The 24,390-nt window shown below is 24.5% G+C and carries 13 protein-coding genes, 4 tRNA genes and 2 rRNA genes; 16 read left to right on the forward strand and 3 right to left on the reverse strand.

Annotated elements, in window-relative coordinates; genetic code table 11:
• The first annotated feature begins 70 nt into the window (after nt 1-70).
• From CWO85_RS02900 to CWO85_RS02935, 8 genes are all read left to right on the forward strand, one after another.
• Nucleotides 71-2,932: ribosomal RNA gene (locus CWO85_RS02900) — 23S ribosomal RNA — on the forward strand.
• A gap of 43 nt (nt 2,933-2,975) precedes the next feature.
• Nucleotides 2,976-3,090, forward strand: a 5S ribosomal RNA gene (gene rrf, locus CWO85_RS02905).
• 8 nt (nt 3,091-3,098) lie between these two features.
• Nucleotides 3,099-3,174, forward strand: a tRNA-Val gene (locus tag CWO85_RS02910).
• Nucleotides 3,175-3,189: 15 nt separating this feature from the next.
• Nucleotides 3,190-3,265 (forward strand) — tRNA-Asn (locus CWO85_RS02915).
• 92 nt (nt 3,266-3,357) lie between these two features.
• The gene (locus CWO85_RS02920) at nt 3,358-5,499 is read left to right on the forward strand and encodes a polyribonucleotide nucleotidyltransferase (RefSeq protein WP_121464144.1); all 2,142 of its coding nucleotides are present in this window, start codon (nt 3,358-3,360) and stop codon (nt 5,497-5,499) included.
• 430 nt (nt 5,500-5,929) lie between these two features.
• A complete protein-coding gene (locus CWO85_RS02925; protein ID WP_236628359.1) occupies nt 5,930-7,201 on the forward strand; it encodes a hemolysin family protein in 1,272 nt (423 codons plus the stop codon).
• 132 nt (nt 7,202-7,333) lie between these two features.
• Complete coding sequence (locus CWO85_RS02930; RefSeq protein WP_121464145.1) at nt 7,334-10,075, forward strand: cation-translocating P-type ATPase; 2,742 nt, start codon at nt 7,334-7,336, stop codon at nt 10,073-10,075.
• An 86-nt stretch (nt 10,076-10,161) separates the two neighbouring features.
• Nucleotides 10,162-10,254 (forward strand) — tRNA-Ser (locus CWO85_RS02935).
• Between the two features lie 305 nt (nt 10,255-10,559).
• Here the strand turns inward: CWO85_RS02935 and CWO85_RS02940 are convergent.
• Both CWO85_RS02940 and ftsH read right to left on the reverse strand, forming a co-directional pair.
• Nucleotides 10,560-10,644, reverse strand: a tRNA-Leu gene (locus tag CWO85_RS02940).
• Nucleotides 10,645-10,796: 152 nt separating this feature from the next.
• Nucleotides 10,797-12,587: an ATP-dependent zinc metalloprotease FtsH gene (gene ftsH / locus CWO85_RS02945; protein ID WP_121464146.1), complete on the reverse strand. Its 1,791-nt coding sequence runs from the start codon at nt 12,585-12,587 to the stop codon at nt 10,797-10,799.
• A 497-nt stretch (nt 12,588-13,084) separates the two neighbouring features.
• Between ftsH and CWO85_RS02950 the strand changes: the two genes are divergently transcribed.
• The 7 genes from CWO85_RS02950 (at nt 13,085) to gtfA (ending at nt 20,481) form a co-directional block, all read left to right on the forward strand.
• Nucleotides 13,085-13,312 carry a hypothetical protein gene (locus CWO85_RS02950; RefSeq protein WP_121464147.1) on the forward strand — a complete coding sequence of 76 codons (228 nt, stop codon included), beginning with the start codon at nt 13,085-13,087 and terminating at the stop codon, nt 13,310-13,312.
• 632 nt (nt 13,313-13,944) lie between these two features.
• The gene (locus CWO85_RS02955) at nt 13,945-14,253 is read left to right on the forward strand and encodes a hypothetical protein (protein ID WP_121464148.1); all 309 of its coding nucleotides are present in this window, start codon (nt 13,945-13,947) and stop codon (nt 14,251-14,253) included.
• Nucleotides 14,254-14,720: 467 nt separating this feature from the next.
• The gene (gene rny, locus CWO85_RS02960; RefSeq protein WP_121464149.1) at nt 14,721-16,286 is read left to right on the forward strand and encodes a ribonuclease Y; all 1,566 of its coding nucleotides are present in this window, start codon (nt 14,721-14,723) and stop codon (nt 16,284-16,286) included.
• A 20-nt stretch (nt 16,287-16,306) separates the two neighbouring features.
• Nucleotides 16,307-17,080, forward strand: coding sequence for a TIGR00282 family metallophosphoesterase (locus CWO85_RS02965; RefSeq protein ID WP_121464150.1), 774 nt, complete (start codon nt 16,307-16,309; stop codon nt 17,078-17,080).
• 60 nt (nt 17,081-17,140) lie between these two features.
• Complete coding sequence (gene miaA / locus CWO85_RS02970) at nt 17,141-18,037, forward strand: tRNA (adenosine(37)-N6)-dimethylallyltransferase MiaA (protein ID WP_121464151.1); 897 nt, start codon at nt 17,141-17,143, stop codon at nt 18,035-18,037.
• On the forward strand, nt 18,030-18,596 hold the full coding sequence (gene efp / locus CWO85_RS02975) for an elongation factor P (protein WP_121464152.1): 567 nt from the start codon (nt 18,030-18,032) through the stop codon (nt 18,594-18,596). The genes miaA and efp overlap by 8 nt, the downstream gene beginning before the upstream one ends.
• A gap of 421 nt (nt 18,597-19,017) precedes the next feature.
• A complete protein-coding gene (gtfA, locus tag CWO85_RS02980; protein ID WP_121464153.1) occupies nt 19,018-20,481 on the forward strand; it encodes a sucrose phosphorylase in 1,464 nt (487 codons plus the stop codon).
• A gap of 656 nt (nt 20,482-21,137) precedes the next feature.
• Here gtfA and CWO85_RS02985 read toward each other — a convergent pair.
• Nucleotides 21,138-22,085, reverse strand: coding sequence for a hypothetical protein (locus tag CWO85_RS02985; RefSeq protein WP_121464154.1), 948 nt, complete (start codon nt 22,083-22,085; stop codon nt 21,138-21,140).
• Between the two features lie 515 nt (nt 22,086-22,600).
• Between CWO85_RS02985 and CWO85_RS02990 the strand changes: the two genes are divergently transcribed.
• A complete protein-coding gene (locus CWO85_RS02990) occupies nt 22,601-23,851 on the forward strand; it encodes a hypothetical protein (protein WP_152031108.1) in 1,251 nt (416 codons plus the stop codon).
• Nucleotides 23,852-24,390: the final 539 nt, after the last annotated feature.

The raw sequence follows: 24,390 nt of genomic DNA on the forward strand, positions 1-24,390 counted from the left end.
CAGGAAATTATTTACTTCGAAGAAAGTTCTTTGAAAAGTAGATAAACATGATTTGCTTAATTCAATTAAAGTTGAAGAAAGTAAGGGCGTACAGTGAATGCCTTGGCACTAAGAGCCGATGAAGGACGCAATTAACGGCGATACATCATGGGGAGTTGTAAATAAATGAAGATCCATGAATTTCCGAATGGGGCAACCTACTACAGTAAAATTGTAGTTTTTTGATTGTAAAATCAAAAAGGGAACGCAGTGAACTGAAATATCTAAGTAACTGCAGGAAAAGAAAGTAATAACGATTCCGCTAGTAGTGACGAACGAACGCGGAAGAGCCTTGGATACTATTAACTAGTTACAAAATAAAAAGCAACTTGAAGTTTCTGGAAAGAAACACCAAAGAAGGTGACAGTCCTGTAAGGGAAAACTTTTTATCTAGAGTATCCTACAAGTACGGCGAGACACGAGAAATCTTGTTGGAAGACAGGAGGACCATCTCCTAAGGCTAAATACTTCTTAGTGACCGATAGTGAACTAGTACCGTGAGGGAAAGGTGAAAAGAACCCCGAGAGGGGAGTGAAATAGATCCTGAAACTGTATGCCTACAATTAGTCAGAGCTCGTTAATGAGTGATGGCTTGCCTTTTGCAGAATGAACCGGCGAGTTATGATATAGAGCAAGGTTAAGTTTTAAGGAACGGAGCCGTAGCGAAAGCGAGTTTTAAAAGGGCGTTTAGTTGTATGTCATAGACCCGAAACTGAAGTGAGCTAGCCATGAGCAGGTTGAAGTTTAGTTAATCCTAAATGGAGGACCGAACCAGGACACGTTGAAAAGTGTTTGGATGACTTGTGGCTAGGGGTGAAATTCCAATCGAACTCAGAGATAGCTGGTTCTCCCCGAAATAGCTTTAGGGCTAGCGTTGATTAACAGTTTTTATGAAGGTAGAGCACTAAATAAGTGATGGCTTCACCTCGAAGTACTGATCTTAATTAAACTCCGAATTTCATAAAAAACAATCAGCAGTCAGACTGTGGGTGATAAGGTCCATAGTCAAAAGGGAAAGAGCCCAGACCGTCAGCTAAGGTCCCAAAATTAATGTTAAGTGGAAAAGGAAGTGAAGACGTTAAAACAGCTAGGAAGTTGGCTTAGAAGCAGCCATCTTTTAAAGAGTGCGTAATAGCTCACTAGTCTAATGACTTCGCACCGAAAATTTATCGGGGCTCAAACATTATACCGAAGCTACGGATATTAACGTAATGTTAAATATGGTAGGGGAAGCGTTCTGATATCAGTGAAGCCATAGCGGAAGCAGTGGTGGAGAGATCAGAAGTGAGAATGCCGGTGTAAGTAACGAAAAGATAGGCGAGAATCCTATCCGTCGAAAACCCAAGGTTTCCAGGGGAAGGTTCGTCCGCCCTGGGTTAGTCAGGTCCTAAGGCGAGGTAGAAATACGTAGTCGATGGCAAGCAGGCGAATATTCCTGCACTAAAAAAACAACTGATGGAGGGACAAAGAAGGCTAGGCATGCCCTTTATATGGATTAGGGTTGAAGGATCAAGTTTGAGAGAACAGGTAAATCCGTTTTCTTATTCCAAAAAATGAGATTCGAAGGTAAGATGACCGATGTCATACTTTCAAGAAAAGCTTCTAGGGTTAATTGTTTTTTTACCTGTACCGCAAACCGACACAGGTGGGTAGGTAGAGTATACTAAGACGCGCGAGAAAACTCTTGTTAAGGAACTCGGCAAAATTGCTCCGTAACTTCGGGATAAGGAGAGCTTTTGTGTAAAAAGCAAAAGCCACAGAAAAGAAGCCCAAGCGACTGTTTATCAAAAACATAGGTCTCTGCTAAACCGTGAGGTGATGTATAGGGGCTGATGCCTGCCCGGTGCTGGAAGATTAAAAGGAGATGTCAGGGTTAAACCGAAGCATTGAATTGAAGTCCCAGTGAACGGCGGCCGTAACTATAACGGTCCTAAGGTAGCGAAATTCCTTGTCGGGTAAATTCCGACCCGCACGAAAGGCATAACGATTTGGGCGCTGTCTCAACAAGAGTCTCGGTGAAATCAAATTATCGGTGAAAATGCCGATTACCCGCGACAGGACGAAAAGACCCCATGGAGCTTTACTGTAGCTTAATATTGAGTTTGAGAAATTAATGTACAGAATAGGTGGGAGACGGAGAACTTTAGACGCCAGTTTAAAGGGAGTCACCTTTGGGATACCACCCTTTAATTTTTTATGTTCTAACCTGCGTAAGTGTATTACGAGGGACAGTGTTTGGTGGGCAGTTTGACTGGGGCGGTCGCCTCCTAAAGAGTAACGGAGGCGTTCATAAGGTTCCTTCAGAATGGTCAGAAATCATTTAGAGAGCGTAAAGGCATAAGGGAGCTTGACTGCGAGACCTACAAGTCGAGCAGAGACGAAAGTCGGACTTAGTGATCTTACGATACCGCATGGAAGGGTCGTAACTCAACGGATAAAAGCTACCCTGGGGATAACAGGCTTATCGCTTCCGAGCGTTCACAGCGACGAAGCGGTTTGGCACCTCGATGTCGGCTCATCGCATCCTGGAGCTGGAGAAGGTTCCAAGGGTTGGGCTGTTCGCCCATTAAAGCGGAACGCGAGCTGGGTTCAGAACGTCGTGAGACAGTTCGGTCTCTATCCGTCGTGGGCGTTGGAAATTTGAAAAGAGCTGTCCCTAGTATGAGAAGACCGGGATGGATATACCGCTGGTGTTTCAGTTGGTTCGCCAGAGCCATAGCTGAGTAGCTATGTATAGAAAGGATAAACACTGAAAGCATCTAAGTGTGAAGCCTCCTTTGAGATGAGATTTCCCTATGAGATCCCTGAAAGACTATCAGGTAGATAGGCTAGAGGTGTAAGAAGAGTGATCTTTTAAGCTGACTAGTACTAATAGATCCATTGACTTTGATTTTATGAAGAATTAAAAAGGTTATGTTTATCTAGTTTTGAAAGATCCTTGGTAATTAATGAAAGGGGAAACACCTGTTCCCATTCCGAATACAGCAGTTAAGTCCTTTCAACCTGAAGATAGTTTTTGATTACAAAAGCGAAAATAAGATTCGCCAAGGTTTACTTTAAGAGGATTAGCTCAGTTGGGAGAGCGTCTGCCTTACAAGCAGAAAGTCGGGGGTTCAAGTCCCTCATCCTCTACCATTTTATTTATAAAAGGCCTATATAGCTCAGTCGGTAGAGCATCTGACTGTTAATCAGAGGGTCCTAGGTTCGAGCCCTAGTGTAGGCGCCATATAGTAATAAAAATATAAAAGTATTTTTTATGTAAATTATTTTATTTCGAAGAGTAGTTTTATATTTTTATTAGAAAAAAAGGAATCTTTAGTGAATTCGCAAATATTTAAAACTGTTTTTGAAAATAATCTATTAACTGTTGAAATAAGTAAATTAGCTAAACAAGCTAATGGTTCGGTATTATTTCGTTATAAGAATAGCGTTATTTTAACTGTAGTAGTTTGTAGTAAAAAAGATACAGTTTTGAATTATTTTCCTTTAACAGTTGTTTATCAAGAAAAACTTTATGCTGTAGGAAAGATACCCGGGAGTTTTACTAAAAGAGAAGGTAAACCGTCTGATCACGAGGTTTTAAATTCTCGTTTGATAGATAGAACTTTAAGACCTTTATTTCCTAAACAATTTAAAAAAGAAGTTCAGATAGTGAATACTATTTTAAGTAGCGATTACGATGGTAATAACGAAATATTTGCTATTTTTTCAAGTTCTTTATCTTTGTTAGTATCAGATATCCCTTACATAGAGTCTGTATCGGGAGTATGTATAGGAAAGATCAATAATCAATTTATTGTTAATCCTAATTCAAAACAAAGAGAAAAATCAGATTTTTTATTGACTTTGTCAGGTACTAAAAACAGTTTAAATATGATAGAAGCCGTTTGTAAAGAAACAACAGAAGAAGTTTTATTAGAGGCTATGATTTATGGTCATGAAATTATTAAAAAACTTTGTTTGTTTCAAGATGAAATTAAAGAAAAAATTAATCCTCAAAAACAGTTTTTGTTAGAATCTTATTGGAATGAAGAGTTATACAATCAAATAGAAAATAAATATCGAATTCAAATAAAAGATATTTTATATATAAACTCAGAGAATAAAAACGATTCTAAATCATTTAAAAATATTATAGATCAATTAAAAGAAAAATTATTAGCAGAATACCAGAATAATAATGATTTTTTATTAGAAAATAGACAAAATTTTCATCATATAGAAGATATTTTTTATGATTTATTACGTCAAGAATTTAGAAAAATGACTATTAAAGATAAAAAAAGAATTGACGGTAGAGAATTATACGAAATTAGAAAAATCGAAAGTCAAATAAGTTTGTTACCTAGAACTCATGGATCAGCTCTTTTCACAAGAGGGCAAACACAAAGTTTAGCTGTTGTAACTTTAGGAACCTTAAGAGAAAGTAAAATGATTGATGATTTAACAGAAGAAGAAGAAAAACGTTTTATTTTACATTATAATTTTCCTTATTATTCTGTTGGTGAGATAGGAAGGTATATGGCGCCTTCTAGAAGAGAAATCGGTCATGGAATTTTAGCTGAAAAAGCATTATTTTATCTTTTACCTTCGGAAGAAGAATTTCCTTATTCTATTAGAGTAGTTTCAGAAATTTTAGAATCTAATGGTTCTTCTTCACAAGCTACTATTTGTGCGTCTTCGATGGCTTTGATGGACGCAGGAGTTCCTTTAAAACAAGCTGTCGCAGGAATAGCTATGGGATTGTTTTTAGATGAAAAAGAATATGTTATTTTAACTGATATCCAAGGTTTTGAAGATAAAGAAGGCGATATGGATTTTAAAATAGCCGGAACTCAAAAAGGAATTACTGCTTTGCAAATGGACATTAAACAAAAAGGTATTAAATTCGATATTTTAAAAGAAGCTTTAAAAAAAGCACGTTTAGGAAGAATAGAAATTTTGAAACAAATGGGCGCTATCATTCCTAAACATAATGATGAAGTTTCTATTTTCGCTCCTAAAGTTCAGGTTATTCGTGTTAAAACTGATAAAATAAGGGATATAATAGGCACAGGTGGAAAAATAATTTCTAGAATTATTGAAAAACATGATAATGTTCAAATAGATATTAAACCAGATGGAAATATTTTTATAACTCATTATAATATTGATATTGTTAGAAAAACAGCTAATTATATTTTAAATTTAGTTAAAGAAATTAAAGTAGGTGAAGTTTTTAAAGTAACTATTTTAAAGATTTTAAGTGATAAACAAGGTCAATCTTTTGGAGCGGTAGCTGAAATTTGTCCAGGAATCGAAGGATTCATTCATATTAGTCAATTAGATAATAAAAAAACAGCAAAAGTAGAAGATGTTTTAAATGTAGGCGATAAATTATTTGTTAAATGTATTGAAATCAATAATAGAGGTAAAATTTCATTATCTTTAAAGGATTATAAAAATAAAATTATAAAATAAATTTAATTTAAGTTTTTTTAAATAATTTATTATTTTTTTAATATATTTATAAATATTATTTTGATCTCTTAGTTATATATATAAAACAAAAGATCTTGATTAAATAAAAAAAATCTTTCACGAAAATAAAAAAATATTTTTTTGATAGTTATTTTTAAAGATTTTTTTAAAAAACAAAAAAAATGTTTAAATTTTCGGAACATTTCACATTTTTTAATATAAAATAGAAAAAATTAATAATTGAATATATAATATTAATATGTTAAAATAATATTAGTTATCATCTAATAGTGTATACAAAATGATATAAATATAATAGGAGATTTAGTAAATTTATAGTTTATGGAAAAAAGTGATCTAGATGATTGTAATCATATAATATTTTGTAATCTGTTTTTTTTAAATTTAAAAAAAGAGGTTACGAAATAAAGTGAGTCCAACAGTTCCCAGTGGTATTATTATTGTTTCTTTAATTTTGTTAAATTCTTTTTTTTCTTCTATAGAAATAGCCTTAGTTTCTTTAAATCAAAATAAAATTGATTTAGAAGTCAAAAAAGGAAAAAAAAAAGCTTTAAAAATTAAAAAATTAAAAGAAAAACCTAATTTGTTTTTATCAGTTATTCAAATAATAATTCATATTTTAACATTTTGCCAAGGATTTTCAATAAATCATGAAAATCATGATTATGTCATTGATATATTAATTGTGGTAAGTTCTATTGTTTTAGGCGAATTAGTTCCCAAAAGAATTGCTTTGGCTTTTCCGCTTCAAACTGCTTATTTTTTTATTAATATTTTTAATATAATTTGTTTTTTAACAAAACCTTTTGTTTTTATTTTTAATCAAATTAGTAATTTGATTTTATTTATACTAAGAATTGATACTAACGTCAAAAAAGATGTCGTAGATGAAGATGAGTTAAGATTTTTATTAACTTCTTCTTATAAAACTGGCGTCATTAATAACAGTGAAAAAGATATGATTCAAAATGTTTTTGATTTCGATGGAACGTTAGTTTCAGATATTATGAGACATAGAACAGAAATTATCGCTATCAATTCTAATATTAGTAAAAAAGATATTATAGAATTTATTTCTCGTGAAAAATATACAAGATTTCCTGTTTACGAAGAGAATCTTGATAAAATAATAGGAATTGTACATGTTAAAGATATCTTTAAAGGGTTATTAGAAGAAGATAAAAAGAAAAAAAATTCTTCAAATAAAGAACAAGATTTCAATATTAATAAATTTTTACGTAAACCTTATTTTGTTATTGAATTCCAGAATATTAGCGAATTATTTAAAGAAATGCAATTGAAACAAAATCATATTGCGATCGTTGTAGATGAATACGGAGGCACTTCTGGCATCGTAACTATCGAAGACGTTATTGAAGAAATTTTAGGCGAAATAGAAGATGAATATGATAAAAAAAATAATGAAATTGTAAAAATTTCAGATAAAGAGTACATAATAAGAGGCACTACGCATTTACACGAAACAGAAGAACATTTAAAAGCTGATTTACCTATAGAAGATTACGAAACTTTAAGTGGTTTTATTTTAGGACAATTAAAAAGAATGCCTGATAAAAATGAAAAAATCAAAATTTTTTATAATAATTGGCAATTCGAAGGCTTAAAATATGACGGATTAGTAATTAATACAGTTCGTATCACTCGTATGATAGTTCAATAATTGATAAATTATTTTATATTATTCGATTATAATTAACAATAATAAATTTATATAGTTAATTTATTATTGTTACAATTTTATATTTAATTAATTTTTTTAATAAAAATTAAAATTAGAAAGATTTAAAAAAAATTGGATAAATTATTTATCCAATCCTCTTTAGAATTATTAGAAAAAGAGTTAAAAACTAATTTTAAAGAAGGATTGACACAAAAAAAAGTAGATCAAAAAATTTTAGAAAATGGTTTAAATAAATTAAAAGAATCCCCTAAAAAATGTTTTTGGAAAAAATTTTTTTATCAATTCGATGATTATTTTGTTTATATTTTATTAACGATTTGTTTAATTACTTTTTTGATAGGAATTATCGAAAACACAAAAGAAGAGTTAGTAGAAAGTTTTTTAATTTTAATAATTATTTTAAGTAACGCTTTTTTAGGAGTTTTCTACGAACATAGTAAAGAAAATTCCTTATTTCTTATTAATAAAAACACAAAACCTTACGCTAAAATATTAAGAGATAAAGAATTAAAATTAATTTTCAAAGAAGAAATAGTTGTCGGAGATATTATTTATTTAGAAATGGGAGATGTTGTTCCCGCTGATTTAAGATTAATAAAAACTAATGATTTAAAAGTTAATGAAGCTATTTTAACTGGGGAGACTTTACCTGTTATTAAAAATAGTTGTATTATTTCGAATAAATTTATTTTAAACAATTCTCCTAATTTAGTTTTCATGGATACTAATATTGTTTCAGGAAATGCTCATGGTGTTGTTATCGAAACAGGGGTAAATACTCAAATAGGAAAAATTACCCAATTGATATCTGTACAAAAAAAAGAAAAAACTCCTTTAGAGAAAAATATTCAACAATTATCGAAAATCTTAAGTTTTATTATTTGTATCTTTGTCATTATTAATTTTATTTTGAATTTATCAAAAAATTTTATATTACAAGGGCAAATAGATTTTTCGGCAATTAAAAAAATTATTTTATCTTCTATGATTTTAGCTGTAGCTGTTATTCCAGAAGGTTTATTAGCCATTATAACTATTATTTTAGCTTCAGGGATAAAAAAATTAATAAAGAAAAACGCTATTGTTAAAAATTTAAAAACTTTAGAAACTTTGGGAGCTATAAATATTATTTGTACTGATAAAACAGGAACTTTAACGCGAAATAAAATGACTATTAATAAATTATATTTAAATTATGAGAAAATAAAAATTAATACGAGTTTGATATCAGATCTAAATATAACAAGATTAGTGACTTATGGCGTTTTATGCAACAATAATTATTTTACTTCTGAAAAAGTAAATTATTCAAATAAGGAAATTTTTGTTTTTGATTCAGTTGATCAGTCTTTTATAGATTTAGGTAATTTATTGAAATTAAATATTCAACAACTTGTGAGAGAACATCAAAAAATAAAAGAATTTCCTTTCGATAGTACAAAAAAATTTATGGTAACGGTTCATCAAAAAGGAAATGATAAATTTTTAATAATCAAAGGAGCCGTTGAAGTTTTATTTAATTTATCTCATTGTATTCAATATAAAAATGAAATTGTTGTTAAAAATAAAAAAAATATTAAAAAAATAAAAACAGATTTAGATTTGATGTCTTCTGAAGGTTATAAAGTTTTAGGAATCGCTTATGCATCGATGAATTCTTATGATTATGATTTGAGCAATTCGAATTTAGAAAAAATATTAAACGAAATAAAATATAAAATTATTTTTTTAGGAGCTTTTGGAATAGAAGATCCGATACGTTCTGAAATTTTACCAACTATTCAAGAATGTCAAAAAGCTTTTATTAAAATTATTATGATAACCGGAGATCATCTTAAAACAGCTGTTAAAGTTGCTTCTGATTTGAAAATTTTTGATCCCTTAAGAGATTTAGCTATTGACGGTGAGTCTTTAGAACTTTTAAAAGAAGAAGAATTTAATATTAAATTATCTTCGATTAAAGTTTATGCCAGAACTACTCCTGAACAGAAATTAAAAATTATTCAATCATGGCAGAAAAAAGGCAAAATTGTAGGGATGATAGGTGATGGAGTTAACGACGCGCCAAGTATTAAAAAAGCTGATATAGGTATTTCGATGGGGATAACAGGAACTGATATTGCTAAAAATGCATCAGACATTATTTTAACTAACGATAATTTTGATACTATTAAAAATGCTATCCAAGAAGGAAGAAATATTTTTGATAATATTAAAAAAAGTGTTATGTTTTTATTAAGTTGTAATATTGGCGAAATAATTCTTATATTATTAAATACTTTATTAGGACATCTTTTTTTTGATAAAAATTTTATTATTTTGAACACTTTACAAATACTTTGGATTAATTTAGTTACTGATTCTTTGGTAGCTATTTCTTTAGGTTTAGAGCATCCTGAAACAGACATAATGCAAAGAAAACCACGTCTTATTCAAAATTCTTTATTAAATAAGAAAATAATTAAGAAAATTTTCAGTGAAGGCATAATGATAAGTTTTTTAAGTTTTTTAGCTGCTTTTATAGGATATCAAATGCATAAAAATAATCAACCTAGTCAATATGGGCAAACTTACGCTTTTATGGTTTTATCATTATCTCAATTAATTCATGTTTTTAATTTTAGAAGTTTTAATAAATCTATTTTTAGTTTAAAACCTAATTTTTATTTAAGAATTTGTTTTATTATTAGTTTTTTGTTGCAAATGACTATTTTAATAATTCCTTTTTTAAGAAGTAATTTCCAAATATCTTCTTTTTTGTATTATAAAGATATTATAATTATTTTTTTATTTTCTATGATGCCTTTGATTATTATAGAATTAAAGAAAAAAATTATTAATAAACTTAAATAAAAAGTAATAATTTTTAAATTATTACTTTTTATTTAAATATTTTAAATATTTATATTATAATTTAATAGTATCTTAATTTATATAAAGGAGTAGTACTCAAGTAGGCTATAAGAGGCGTCCCTGCTAAGGACGTAGTCCAATTTTTTGGTGCAAGGGTTCGAATCCCTTCTACTCCGCCATTTTTAAAAAATAGAAATTATGAATATTATTAAAAATTTTTTCTTTAAATAAAAAATATAATAAAAACAGTAAATAAAATTATATACAAAATTAAATTTTTTCTTTTGTCGTTTTTCGAGAATACAAAAAAAGACATTAATATAAACAAGTTAAAGAAATTAAATATTTTTTTAGTTAAAATAAAAAAAGTTATCTTTTAAAAGATAACTTTTTTTATTTTATAAGATTTAAATATTTTTTTATTTATTTAAAAAAATTAAAAATTTTAATATTATTATGTTTTATAAAAGATAATTTTTTTATTTGGTACTGATGGTCGGACTCGAACCGACATGAGTTGAACTCGTTTGATTTTGAGTCAAATGCGTATACCATTTCGCCACATCAGCCTTAATATAATTAAAAAATATATTTATATTAAATAAAATTAAATTTATTAATATTAAGTATATTTTTATTATATCATAAAATAATAATAACAATTTAAATTTTTATTTTTGAAATATTATAATATTTTTTAATATTTTAAGGAATAAATTAATTAAAATAATTTATCTAATTCTTCTTTACTAATATTTTCTTTTTTTAATAATAAATTAGCAATTTTATTTAATAAAATTTTATTATCAACAATAATTTTTTTAGCTTCTTGATAACATTCATTTATTATTTTTTTAATTTCTTCATCAATTATTTTAGCGTCAGAAAATTCTGTATTTTGAATAACTCCTAAAGAACTCATTCCGTATTTTATGACCATAAATTTAGATATTTCGTTGGCTTTTCTTAAATCTTCAGCAGAACCAGAGGAAATATCATCGAAAAATAATTCTTCGGCTACTATACCGCCTAAATAAGAAGTAATATTTGCTAACATTCTTTTTTTAGAAGAAAATAATGTTTCTTTATCAGGAATCATTAAATTATAACCACCGATAGAACCTCTTGGAATGATGTTAATTTTTTCTACTTTTGGAGCGTTTTTCAATTTTAAACCAATTACTGCATGTCCAGATTCATGATAAGCTACCATTTTTCTTTCTTCTTCATCGTATTTTATTGATTTTTTAGCCGGCCCCATTAAAACTCGATCCACAGCTTCTTCTAATTCTTTCATAGTAATTAATTCTTTTTTATTACGAATTGTTAAAATAGAGGCTTCATTTGCGATCGCTTCTAATTGAGCTCCATTCATCCCTGATGTTCTTTTTGCTAATTGATAAAAATCAATATTAGGAATTATTTTTTTATTTCGAACATGAACTTTTAAAATAGCTTCTCTGGCTTTAACATCAGGAAGCCCAATTTTAAATTTACGATCGAATCTACCTGGCCTTAATAAAGCAGGATCTAACATATCAGTTCGATTAGTAGCTCCTATAATAATTATTCCATTAGAAGAAGTGAAACCGTCCATTTCAGTTAATAATTGATTTAAAGTTTGATCTCTTTCGGAAGAAGAGTCTAAAATATCATTTCCTCTTTTTTTTCCTAAAATATCAATTTCATCAATAAAAATAACACAAGGAATATTTTTTTTTGCTTCTTTAAATAGTTTTCTTAATCTAGAAGCTCCTGTTCCAATGTATATTTCTACAAATTCTGAACCAGAAACAGCATAAAAAGGAACTCCTGATTCCCCAGCTAATGCTTTAGCTAAAAGAGTTTTACCTGTTCCCGGAGGGCCTTCTAATAAAATTCCTTTCGGAATAGAAGCTCCCATTGAAGAATATTTTAGTGGATTTTTTAAAAAATCAATTAATTCTTTCATTTCTTCTTTTTCTTCTTCGTTTCCGGCGATATCTTTAAAATTAAATTTTAATTTTTGTTTATTAGAAATTAAAGGATTGTTTTTCAATTTTCCTGATCGTAAAAGAAAATTATTTAAAATATAAAACATAAAAATAACAGAAGATAAATATCGGACTAAATTAATAAATAAACTTAATATTGGAATTTTATTTATTAATAAAAATAAATAATAAAAATCTGTTTTGTATTCGTATTCTTTTATATTAGGATATGTTTTGAATTTATTAATTATATTAACTGCATTAGGTTCTAAAATTTGTGTTTGAAAGAATATGTTATTCAAATCTTCAGCTTCTAATAAAAAATAATATAAATTAGTTATCGAATTTTTTCGCATTGTATATTTGAATTTTCTAATTAATTGACTATTAAATTTGTCTTGCATTTTTTGAAATGATATTTCTTTTCCTTTTGGAGTCCATTGATAAATATTATTAAAAATAAATAATAAAATTAAAAAAAATAAAATTTTTTTCTTTTTTGTAATTTTAAAAATATTAAAAAAAATATTTTTGGTCATTTATATTTTGTCAAATATCCTTATCTAAATTAAAAATAGTTATATATTCAATAAAATTTTAATTTTTTTTATATTATATTAAATTTAAAAAAATAGTTATTAGTTATTAAAAAAATAATTTAAAAAGTTTCATTTTTGAATCGAAATTATTTTTTTATAACTACTTTTAATTATAATAAGAAAAATTAATTTAATAAATTAATTTTTAATAAAATAAATAGGTATATAATAATGATTATTGTTTATTTAATTTATTTAAAAAAAATATTATTATTCACCAATATTCGTTATTTTTTTATATTTATATTATATAATATTATTTGATATTTATATATTTAATTATAAATATCAAAAGATAATTAATTTTTTTTATTAACGTTTTTATAATTTGAATTTTTGATAAAAATAAATAATTTTAATTAATTTCATTAAAATTAAAAAGTTAATTATATTAAGTTGTTTTAACATATAAACAAAAAGAAAGATATTATAAGAATTTGGACAAAACAAAAAAAATTATTATTTTTGTTTCTAGTTGTGTTTTCTTAATATTGTTTTTTGTTTTTTTGATTTTTTTTCTTAAATCAGATGATAATGAAGTAGTTTCTACAAATAATTCTGATAATTTAATAACAAATATTGAACCGATAGAAGATATAACGGTAAAAACAGAAGATTCAGAATCAATCAATGATAAAGTGCGCAAGTTCGAGCCTTTAATTTAGAGGGTATTAAGGGACCCTTTGGTATTGATAGATAGTATATCACATTATTGGATTCACCTGAGAATGAAAATTTAATAAGGGAAAATAGCATATCCAAAAAGCGTTGAAATAAAAAAATAAAGAATGCGAAATGAAGTTAGTAAAAGCATGAAATTCTAGGGAATTAAAGATATAAAATAATTAAATAATTAACGTTAATGTTATTTTATTTATTTCAAAATTTTTTTTAAAAAAAATTTATCAAATTAAGACTTTGATTATTTTCTTTATCGAATAATTAAACTATCTTTAATTTTTAATAATTTCTTAATTTTATAAAAAAATTTTTTGATAATAATTATTTTACCAATAATATCCATGCAAAATTAACATTTCCCAAATTAAAGAGCTACCTTGGAAAAGCTAAATAAAATTATTGTTATTTATAAATTTTATAATTTTAATTTTATATGCTTGCAGAGTTTTCATAGTACTCGTAAAATTAATATTTTACCAAGGAGAAGTTAATAACTTTTACAAGGGGAAGGAAAACAGAGAGAAAAAAATAATTTTTTTTCTAATTTAATAAAAAAGTATTAATTTTTTATGAATGAACTCGGAAAGCCGTATGCATAGGGATATGCCCGTGCGGTTTGGGCGAGGGTTTTATCAAAAGAATAATATTTTTATTAATTCTTGAATTAACAAAAATAAAAAAATATGATATTTTCTATTCGCATGAAAAAGGTTTGGAAGAAAAACAAAATGATGAAAATCCTTCAAATTTATTAAAAAAATTTACAGAAACAAAAGCTTTTAAAGGAGCATCTGATTCATTATACAAACTAGGAGAAAAAATAGGCGGGAAAACAATAGATAAAGTTGTTAATTCTCTTGCTAATCAACCAACTTTGAAAAAAATCATGAATCCTAAAATTTTAAAAAAAATAATAAAAATATAATTTTATTTTTAAAAACTAAAAATTTAATTTATAAATTTTTAGTTTTTTTTAATAAATAAACAAATATTTATTTATTTAGTCGAATATATATTCAAAATAATATTATTATTTGAATAATATGTAAAATTATAATATAATACATGCTAGATATATATTTTTACAAAAATTAAATATTATATATCAAAAAAATATATTAATTTTCATTATAAGAATTTATTTTTAAATAAGAAAATTATTTTTTATGTCCTTATAATATTTTCGATTATTTTTCTATTTAAAATATTTTTTAAATAAAAAAATAATCGAAAATATTATAAAAAATATTAAACAAATATTAATCGAAAATAAAAAAATTTAAATTAAGATAATAGACAAAATTAATATTAAATAAAAAAATATTAAATTAGAACTGATATAAATATTTTAATATTAAGAAAGGAAGAAATAATTTATTAAAAAAGATGTAAATGAATCATATTGATAACAGTTTCTTGTTTGTTTTATTTTTTATTTTTGCTGGATTAGTAATTTTTATATATTTTTTGTCTAAAAAAAAAATAAGTGAAAAAATAAGACAAACAGACGAAAGTATTGAAAAAAAAATATTAAAATCTCAATTACTTTCGGCTCAAATTATTTCAGAAACCGAAAAAAAAATTTCTTTATTAAAAAAAGAAACAGAAAACGATTTAAATCAAAGAAGAAACATAATTATTAATTTAGAAGAGAAAATTATTCATAAAGAAGAATTATTGGCTTCTAGATTTAAATATCTACATGAAAAAGAAGAATTTTTATATAATAAAGAACAAAAAATAAATATTAATAAAAAATATTTAGAAGAACTACAAAATAAAATCGAAAAAATAATGATACAACAACAAAACAAATTAGAACAAATTTCTTCTTTGACTCAAATAGAAGCCAGAGAAATTATTTTGAAACAAGTTAAAGAAAATTCTTATCAAGAAATAATAAATTACGAAAGAGAACAAGAAAAAGAATATAAATTTAAGATCAAAAATAAAGCAAAAAATTTATTAATTTTGACAATGCAAAAATTATCTAGAGACGTTGTTTATGAACATAATATTAGTATGATTTTTTTAGAACAAGATAGTTTAAAAGGAAGAATTATCGGCAAAGAAGGACGTAATATAAAAGCTTTTGAAGTTGTTACCGGTGTAGATTTAATAATAGATGATAATCCGAATACAGTTATTTTAAGTTGTTTCGATCCTATTAGAAGAGAAATTGCGAAAAGAACTTTAGAAGCTCTAATTATTGATGGGAGAATCACTCCTTCAAGTATTGAAAAAACATTTTTAAAAAAATCCGAAGAGATTGATGAGTTTATACAAGAAATAGGCGAAGAAGCAGTTTATGAAGCTAAAATAGGATTTATTGATGAAGAATTAGTAAAATTATTAGGTAAATTGCATTTTAGAACTAGTTATGGCCAAAATGTTTTAAAACATTCTTTAGAAGTATCTTTTTTAGCAGGATGTTTAGCTGCGGAAACAGGAGAAAATGAAATTATAGCTAGAAAAGCTGGTCTTTTACATGATATTGGTAAAGCTTTAGATTACCAAACAGAAGGAAGTCATGTTACAATCGGAGTTGAACTTGCTAAAAAATATAAAGAATCTTTAGAAGTAATAGACGCCATCGCTTCACATCATGAAGATCAAGAATCAACCACTTTAATAGCTGTTTTAGTTTCGATCGCGGATACAATTAGTTCTGCTAGACCAGGAGCTAGAAAAGACTCAATTGAGAATTATATTCAAAGAATAACTCAATTAGAAAATATTGCTGATAGCGTTGAAGGGGTATCAAAATCTTATGCCATCAGATCTGGCAGAGAAATAAGAGTTATTGTTAAATCTGAAGAAGTTGATGATTTAAATACTTTTTTAATAGCTAAACAAATTAGAAAAAAAATTCAAAAAAATATTCATTATAATGGTTTTATTCAAATTACTGTTCTTAGAGAGTTGAGAGTAATTGATATAGCTGAAATCAATAATTAATTAAAGGGGTGCTAAATATTATGAAAATTCTTTTTATTGGTGATATTTGTGGCACGCCAGGTGTTGATTATTTAATAGAAAAAATAAATTTTTTAAAAAGTAAATATAAATATAATATAATTATTGCGAATGCAGAAAATGTCGATAATGGCAAAGGTTTAGATTACGAACATTATAAAGAATTAATTCTTTCCGGAGTTGATATAATAACAATGGGTAATCATACTTTCGACAATAATTCCATTAAGAATTTTATTTCGTCTTCTAATATTGTTATACCTGTTAATTTAGATAGCGAATGTACTGCTAGTAATGGTTATAAAATAATAAAATATAAAAATAAAAAAATTCTTATAATGAACGCTTTAGGAAGAGTTTTTATAAATAATGATAATTTATCTTGCCCTTTTGAAAAAATTGAAAATATTTTGAATATTTGTCATAACAAGTATAATTATTCATTTTTAGATTTTCATGCACAAGTTACTAGTGAAAAAATTGCTTTGGCTCATTATTTTGATGGTAAAATTGATGCTATCGTAGGAACACATACTCATGTTCAAACTAATGATGATAAAATATTACCCAAAAAAACACTTTATATTTCAGATGTCGGAATGACTGGACCATATGAAGGGGTAATTGGACAAGATAAAAATATTATTATTAATAATTTTATAAATACAAAACATAAAAAAAAGCATAAAATTGCAGAAGGAAAAAGACAATTAAACGGAGTTTTATTAACTTTAGGACATCATAAGCAAATTACAAAAATAAATTTTAATGAGTAATTTTTTATAATTTACAATATATAAATTTATTTATTAAAATTTTATTTAGAATGGATTTATATGAAAAAAGTAATAGTTATTTCTGGGCCAACAGCATCCGGAAAAACTAGTTTGTCTATTGAATTAGCTCTTTTTTTTGAAGGGGAAATTATTAATGCAGATTCGGTTCAAATTTATAAAAAATTTGATATTGGTTCAGCTAAAATAAATATTGAAGAAACTAAACAAATAAAACATCATTTATTGAGTAAAGTTGAACCTGAAGAATCTTATAACATTTATAATTTTCAAAAAGATGTTAGAGAATTAATACCTCAAATAAAAACTCCTTTTATAGTTGGCGGAAGTGGCCTTTATATTAAAGCATCTCTTTTTGATTATGAATTATTTTCTGAAGATGAATTTTTAAATCATAAGATGAATATAGATAATTTAGAAATACAACAAATGTTGGAAATAATTAAAAAAAAAGATCCTAAATTAATTATAGATGAAAAAAATCCACGTCGTATTTTAAGCGCTTATAAACAAATTATTCAAAATAATTTAAGATCTGACAAGAAAAAAAAAGATATTCCTTTATTCGATATTTTATTTTTTTATCTAGATATACCAAAAAATATTTTAAAAGAAAGGTTAATATCTAGATTAGAAGAAATGTTAAAAAAAGGTTTTATTCAAGAAGTAAAATATCTTATCCAAAATCATCCAAAAGCAAATTTTAATATTATAGGATATCGCGAAATAAAAGCTTTTTTAGAAAAAAAAATAAGTTTTAACGAAGCTAAAGATTTAATTATTCGGAATTCTTTAAAATATGCCAAAAGACAAAAAACATGGTTTAAAAACCAAATTCAATTTTTACAAATTATAAATCCTTTAGATGAAAATTGGAAAGAAAAAATATTTTATATAATAAAAAATTTTTTAAAAAAGGAACCGAAAGATAATGATTAATACTAATGATTTTAAAATAGGTCAAACTATTAAATTAAATAATAATGTTTATCAAATTGTAGATTTTTTACATGTTAAACCTGGTAAAGGCGCCGCTTTTGTAAGAAGCAAATTAAAAAATTTAAAAAATGGTTATATTATTGAACATATTTTTAATGCAGGGGTGAAAATTACTAGAGCGTTAGTTAATAAAAAAAAATTGCAATTTTCTTACATTTTAAATGATAAATATATTTTCTTAGATCCAGATAATTATGAAGAATTTGAAATATCTAAAGATAAACTGGAAAATATCATTAAATATTTAAAAGAATCTATGTTAGTAGAATTTATGTTCGATGAGGAAGAAGAGATTTTATGTGTTACTATTCCTGATAAAATTTCTTTAAAAATAATTCAAACAGATTCTTTGACAACGTCTAATAATGCTCGTAAAACAACTTCATTTAAAGACGCTGTTTTAGAAACAGGTTTGATTATTAAAGTCCCTATTTTTATTGAACAAGGAGAAGAAATTATTATCAATACAGAAACGGGGTTATATATATCGAGAAAATAATAATTAGAAAACGACATATTTCCAAAAAATAATAAATTTTTTTTATTTTAGATATTTACATTTTTGTTTTTTCTCTTAAAAAAAGAATAAAAATTTTAATTATTTTAAAAATATTAAAATAAATGTAATTGATGAGTATGTTTTCAAAACAATATTTTAAATAAAAATTATGTTACAATTCATAAGTATAAATAATTTAAAAATAATATATTATTTTAGAATTTTAAAAATAATTATTAAAATAATTAATTAGAATTTTTAATATAAAAAATTAAAATTATAGAAATAATTAAAAAAATTATTTCTGTTTTTATAATTATTTAATATTAAATATTTAAAGCTTTATCATATCATTTTTTATTTGTGATTTGATAAATAATTATAAAATCAAAAGTTTAATTATAAAAAAGGGTCATAATCAATGAAAATTAAAAATAAAGCAATGTTAATAACTTATCCTGATTCATTAGGAAAAAATCTTAAAGATTTAATTAAAGTTTTAAAAGAAGATTTTGGAGATTCTATTGGCGGAATTCACATATTACCTTTTTTTCCGTCAACAAGCGATCGTGGTTTTTCTCCATCAGGATATGATAATGTCGATTCAGCTTTCGGAAATCGGAAAGATATTGAAAATTTAAGCGAAAAATATTATTTAATGTTCGATTTCATGATTAATCATATTTCTCGTGAATCTGTAATGTATAAAGATTTTCAAGAAAATCATGATAATTCTAAATATAATAATTTTTTTATTCGTTGGGAAAAATTTTGGGCTCAAAAAGAAGACAAAAAACCTACTCCTGAAGATATTGATTTAATTTATAAAAGAAAAAATAAAGCGCCTATACATTCTATTACTTTTAAAGATGGCACAGAAGAAAAACTTTGGAATACTTTCGGAGAAGATCAAATTGATATTAATATAAGCGATGTTGTAGCTAAACAATTTATTAAAAAAACTTTAGTAGATATGGCTTCGCATGGCGCTAGTTTAATTCGTTTAGACGCGTTTGCTTACGCTTGTAAAAAAATAAATACTAATTGTTTTTTTGTCGAACCTGAAATTTGGAATCTTTTAAAAGAAGTAGATAATATTTTAAAACCTTTAGAAGTCGAAATTTTACCAGAAATTCATGAACATTATACTATTTCTGATAAAATTAGCAAACATGGATACTTTATTTATGATTTTGTTTTACCATTGGTAATGCTTTATACATTATATTCAGGAAAAGTTAAAACTTTAGCTGATTGGTTAAGAAGATCACCGATGAAGCAATTTACTACTTTAGATGTTCATGATGGCATCGGAGTGGTTGACGCTCGTGGTATTTTAACAGATGAAGAAATCGATTATACTTCTGAAAAATTATACAAAATAGGAGCGAATGTTAAAAAAATTTATTCTTCAGATTCCTATAATAATTTAGATATTTATCAAATTAATACAACTTATTATTCTGCTTTAGGTAATGATGACGATGCTTATTTATTAGCGCGTGCTTTCCAAATATTTGCTCCAGGAATTCCACAAATTTATTATGTAGGTTTGTTAGCAGGAGAAAATGATATTAAATTATTAGAATCTTCGAAAGAAGGAAGAAATATTAATCGTCATTATTATTCTTTAGAAGAAATTAAATCACAAGTTCAACGTCCTGTTGTTAAAAATCTTTTAAAATTATTATCATGGAGAAACGAATGCCCCGCTTTTGATTTAGATGGGGAAATAATTATCGAAACAGATTCACAAGAAAATAAAATTAAAATAATACGTAAAAATAAATTAGGAACAAGCATAGCTTGCTTAACAGCTGATGCCAAAAACAAAACATTTGTTATTACAGAAAATGACCAAAAAATATTAGATAATTTAAAATAAAAAATTATTTATTATTGTTAATATTTTTATTATTATCCTGGTAAACTTGAAATTACAATTTAAAAAAAGCTAAACATGAAATTAAATTCGAAAATTAAGTTTGTGTTTTTTATGGATAAACTCGGAATATATAATTTAAATTATAACATAACAAAATATTTATTGATTTTTAAAAAAAAATTAATGAATATTTTTTTTATATAAAAATAAAAAAAGATTTAATAATGAGAATAAGATAATAATAAAGAGACAAAAGATATGTTAATGATTGAAACAAAGTTTCTAATTAACAATTAAAAAATGAATTCTCAATTTTTAAATTAAAATCAAATGATAAAAACAGAAGTTGTCGGCTTTATATATAAAAATGTTGATTATATAAAAAAATACGTTTGTTATTTTTTGGATTTTTGTAAAGAATACAATGAAGATAAATAAAATACAAAAAAGATAAAAAAATGATTTTAAAAAAAATTTTATTTTATCAAAGTAGACAATTAGTAAATATATTATTTTTATTATCATATTTTAATTCTTTTTATCCTCCCTTATAAAATACAATTATGGGTCCGAAAATATAAAAATTATTTTTGTTAATTTAATTAATTTAATAATTTTTTAAAAATGTTTTATTTTTATTTTAAAATAAATTTTTATTATCTTTTTAAAATATTTTTGAAAAAAATCTTACTTTTCTTTCTTTCTTCTTTATAACCTGTACTATAACTTGGTGTACCATATGATGAACCTGTGCTATGATCAGAACTACTATTATTATTTGGTTTTTCATTATAATTAGATAAATGTTCTAAAAAATTGTAAACTTCAGTCCCCTTAAATAATCTTTTCATAACATTTTGTTTGAAAGGGAAAGGGTACCAAAAACCTCCAAAAGATAAAGCTACAAGACCACAACCTATATAAACTAATATTAAATGTATCTTTTCTTTATTTAAGATTTCTTTTTTCATAAATAAAATTCCTAATACACAAGGGATTAAAAGTAAAAATCTTGAATAAAGTTGTAGTATATTGAAAATTATGTCTGATGTTTTATTACCCATTCCTAAAGAGCCAATACCTTTCCATTTTATACTTTCATGAATAAAAATATCTAATATTAATGTCTTACTTATTATATAAATTAAAGGATAACAAACAATGACAAATATTTTTTTCTTAGAAGGTGGCACATCTTTTGCTAAACATAAATAATAAAATATAAATAAAAAAGGTAAAATCAGAATCAACAAACGATATAAATACGAAAAAGGGTTGGTTCTATTATAAAATAAATCGTTATTAGTTGCAATTGCTGGTGAATGTTTTATATAACTCATACAACCTGTAATTAAAGTTATTAAATTCACCCAAGAATGAATTTTATTATTTTTAAATTTAGTTATATGAATGAAAAAAGTAATAAAACATAAAAAAACGAATATACAAATGTAATCAAATAAAAATTTAGATACTAAACCATCACAATTAATACTTGATACAATTAAAATTACGCCAACAAAACCAGACATAAAAAAACTACCTATAAAAAAAATTAATTCCGAAATTTTCTTAAAATCTAATTTACTTGAATTTGGCTTCATATTTTTTAACTCCTTAAATGTATAATTTGAATATATTTGTCGAAATAAATTGAAATACAAAACGATTATTATTAAAATTTTTTTAAAATTACATCATTATTAATAAATAAATACGAATTTAATTAAAAAATAAAAAAACTGTAATTCAAATGTAATTATAAAATAAAAAAAATTTTAACAACTTTTACATACATTATAATTATTTTGCTTTTTTCATTAATTTTATAAATTTATTTTAATATCTTTATTTATTTTTTGAAAGATATTTTTTTAAAAAAAATATTTAAATTAATTATTAGCGATGAATAATTTTTGATGTATAATATCAATGTTTTGTTACATAAAAAAATATCCCAAATATAATTTTTTAGTTTACAAAACAAAAATAATATTTTTTTAATTAAAATTTAGGAAATTTTTCGAAAATATATCCATAAATTAATTTTTCTTCGATTAGAAAGGCAAATTAATTGGAATTAAAAAAAAGTAATATATTTTATAAAATATTCTTCTTAATGTTATTTTTAGTTATACTTTTTATCATTTATAAAATAAGTGAAAAAAAAGAAAATATTAAAGAAGAAAATAAAGTATATGATTTGCCTAATGAACAATTAATAAACAAAATAACTTTAGAAAATAGTAATATTCAAGAATATGAACAGATGATAAAGGATTTATTAAAAAATAATATATCAATTAAATACGACGAATTAAATAAAAATATAATAAAAATAATTTCAACAAATAATATTCAATTGGAATATGATTATATTAAAGGAAAAATAATTAAAATAATTGATTCCAAAGGTAATATCAAAGAGTATGATTCAGAAACATATAATTTGATCAAAGAATTCTTTTTTGCATCTGATAACCAAAAAAAAATTTATAAATACCAAAGAAAATATGATTCAAAAAAAGGTTACTTATTAGAAGAAACAGATTCTGAAGGAATTATTAAAGAATATAATTCTTCTTTAAAAAAAGAAATTTTTCCTGATGGAACGATTAGAAATTATTCCCTTTTCGCTTGTCAAGAAATTTCTCCAGATAAAAAAATAATAAAAGAGTATAATTTAAATACTAAAAAATTAATTAAAATAACTTTTGATAACGGAAATATTAAAGAATATGGTTTATATACTCATAAGTTACAAAAAGAAATTTTGCCTAATGGTGATGTATTAATATATGATCCTTTTAATGAAAAAATAATTCGAAAAATTCTAAAGAACGGCACAACTCAAGAATATGATCCTTTTTCAGGTTTTATATTAAAAGAGATTACTCCAAATAAGGAAACATTCGAAGCAATCAAAGAATACGATAAAAAAAATAATAAATTAATAAAATTAATCTTACCTAATAAAAATATAATAGAATTTGAACCCGATTCTAATGAAATAGAAAATATAATTTATCCCAATGGAACAAATCAAAAAACAATTAAAGAATATGATCCAGATACTAAAGCATTAATTAAATTAATTTTACCAAATAAACATATAAAAGAATTCGAACCTAAGACGCAAAAATTGATAAAAGAAATTTTTCCTAATGGTGATATTAAAGAATATGATACAATGCAAAATTGTTTGATAAAAGAAATTTTTTTAAATGGCCCAAGTATTGTATACGAATATAATCAAAAAACAAATGAATTATTAAGAAGTATTTCTTCTGATGGTACTATAATTGAATATGATTTGGTTGAAGCGAGTCTAAAAAAACATTTGTTCGAAAATCAACAAATTAAATTGTAATTGCTCAAAAATAATTATCTATTCTTTTGTTTGAATCGAATTTTTTTGATTTTCTATATTTTTTTTAGTTGTCGTTTGAAATAAATTATCTATTACATGATAAATATTGATTAATTGACACATTTAAAAAATAATATATTTTTTCTATTGAGTTATTGTTTGAATTATATTTTTTATTTTATGATATTTCTAATTGGTCGAATGATCAAAATGGAACTTTTTATGCTCTATTTTTTTGTTATTTGAATATAATTTAGGTATATGTTTTATAATTTGCTATTATTTAAATAAAATTTTTTTAAAAAATTTGGTTTTTATTTTTTTTAATTTATTTTTGATTTGATTTTTAGTAAAAGGAAAAGAATCTTTTTTAAGAGATTATTTTAATTATTTGTTTTTTTTATTGTTGTTTTTTATTTTTAGAATTTTTTTTAATAATTTACTATTTTGATTTTTTAATTTAATTTTAGGGCATTTTTAATAGGAGTTTCACCTTTTGTCTTTTTGCGAACCAAACGCAATTTAATCAAAAAAATTGT

Source organism: Candidatus Phytoplasma ziziphi (genome assembly GCF_003640545.1).
GTDB classification, from domain to species: Bacteria; Bacillota_I; Bacilli_A; order Acholeplasmatales; family Acholeplasmataceae; genus Phytoplasma; species Phytoplasma ziziphi.

Coding starts and splice junctions, on each gene's coding strand:
- ftsH (WP_121464146.1), bottom strand. CDS start 12,587: ATGACCAAAAATATTTTTTTTAATATTTTTAAAATTACAAAAAAGAAA.
- rny (WP_121464149.1), top strand. CDS start 14,721: ATGAATCATATTGATAACAGTTTCTTGTTTGTTTTATTTTTTATTTTT.
- CWO85_RS02965 (WP_121464150.1), top strand. CDS start 16,307: ATGAAAATTCTTTTTATTGGTGATATTTGTGGCACGCCAGGTGTTGAT.
- miaA (WP_121464151.1), top strand. CDS start 17,141: ATGAAAAAAGTAATAGTTATTTCTGGGCCAACAGCATCCGGAAAAACT.
- efp (WP_121464152.1), top strand. CDS start 18,030: ATGATTAATACTAATGATTTTAAAATAGGTCAAACTATTAAATTAAAT.
- gtfA (WP_121464153.1), top strand. CDS start 19,018: ATGAAAATTAAAAATAAAGCAATGTTAATAACTTATCCTGATTCATTA.
- CWO85_RS02985 (WP_121464154.1), bottom strand. CDS start 22,085: ATGAAGCCAAATTCAAGTAAATTAGATTTTAAGAAAATTTCGGAATTA.
- CWO85_RS02990 (WP_152031108.1), top strand. CDS start 22,601: ATGTTATTTTTAGTTATACTTTTTATCATTTATAAAATAAGTGAAAAA.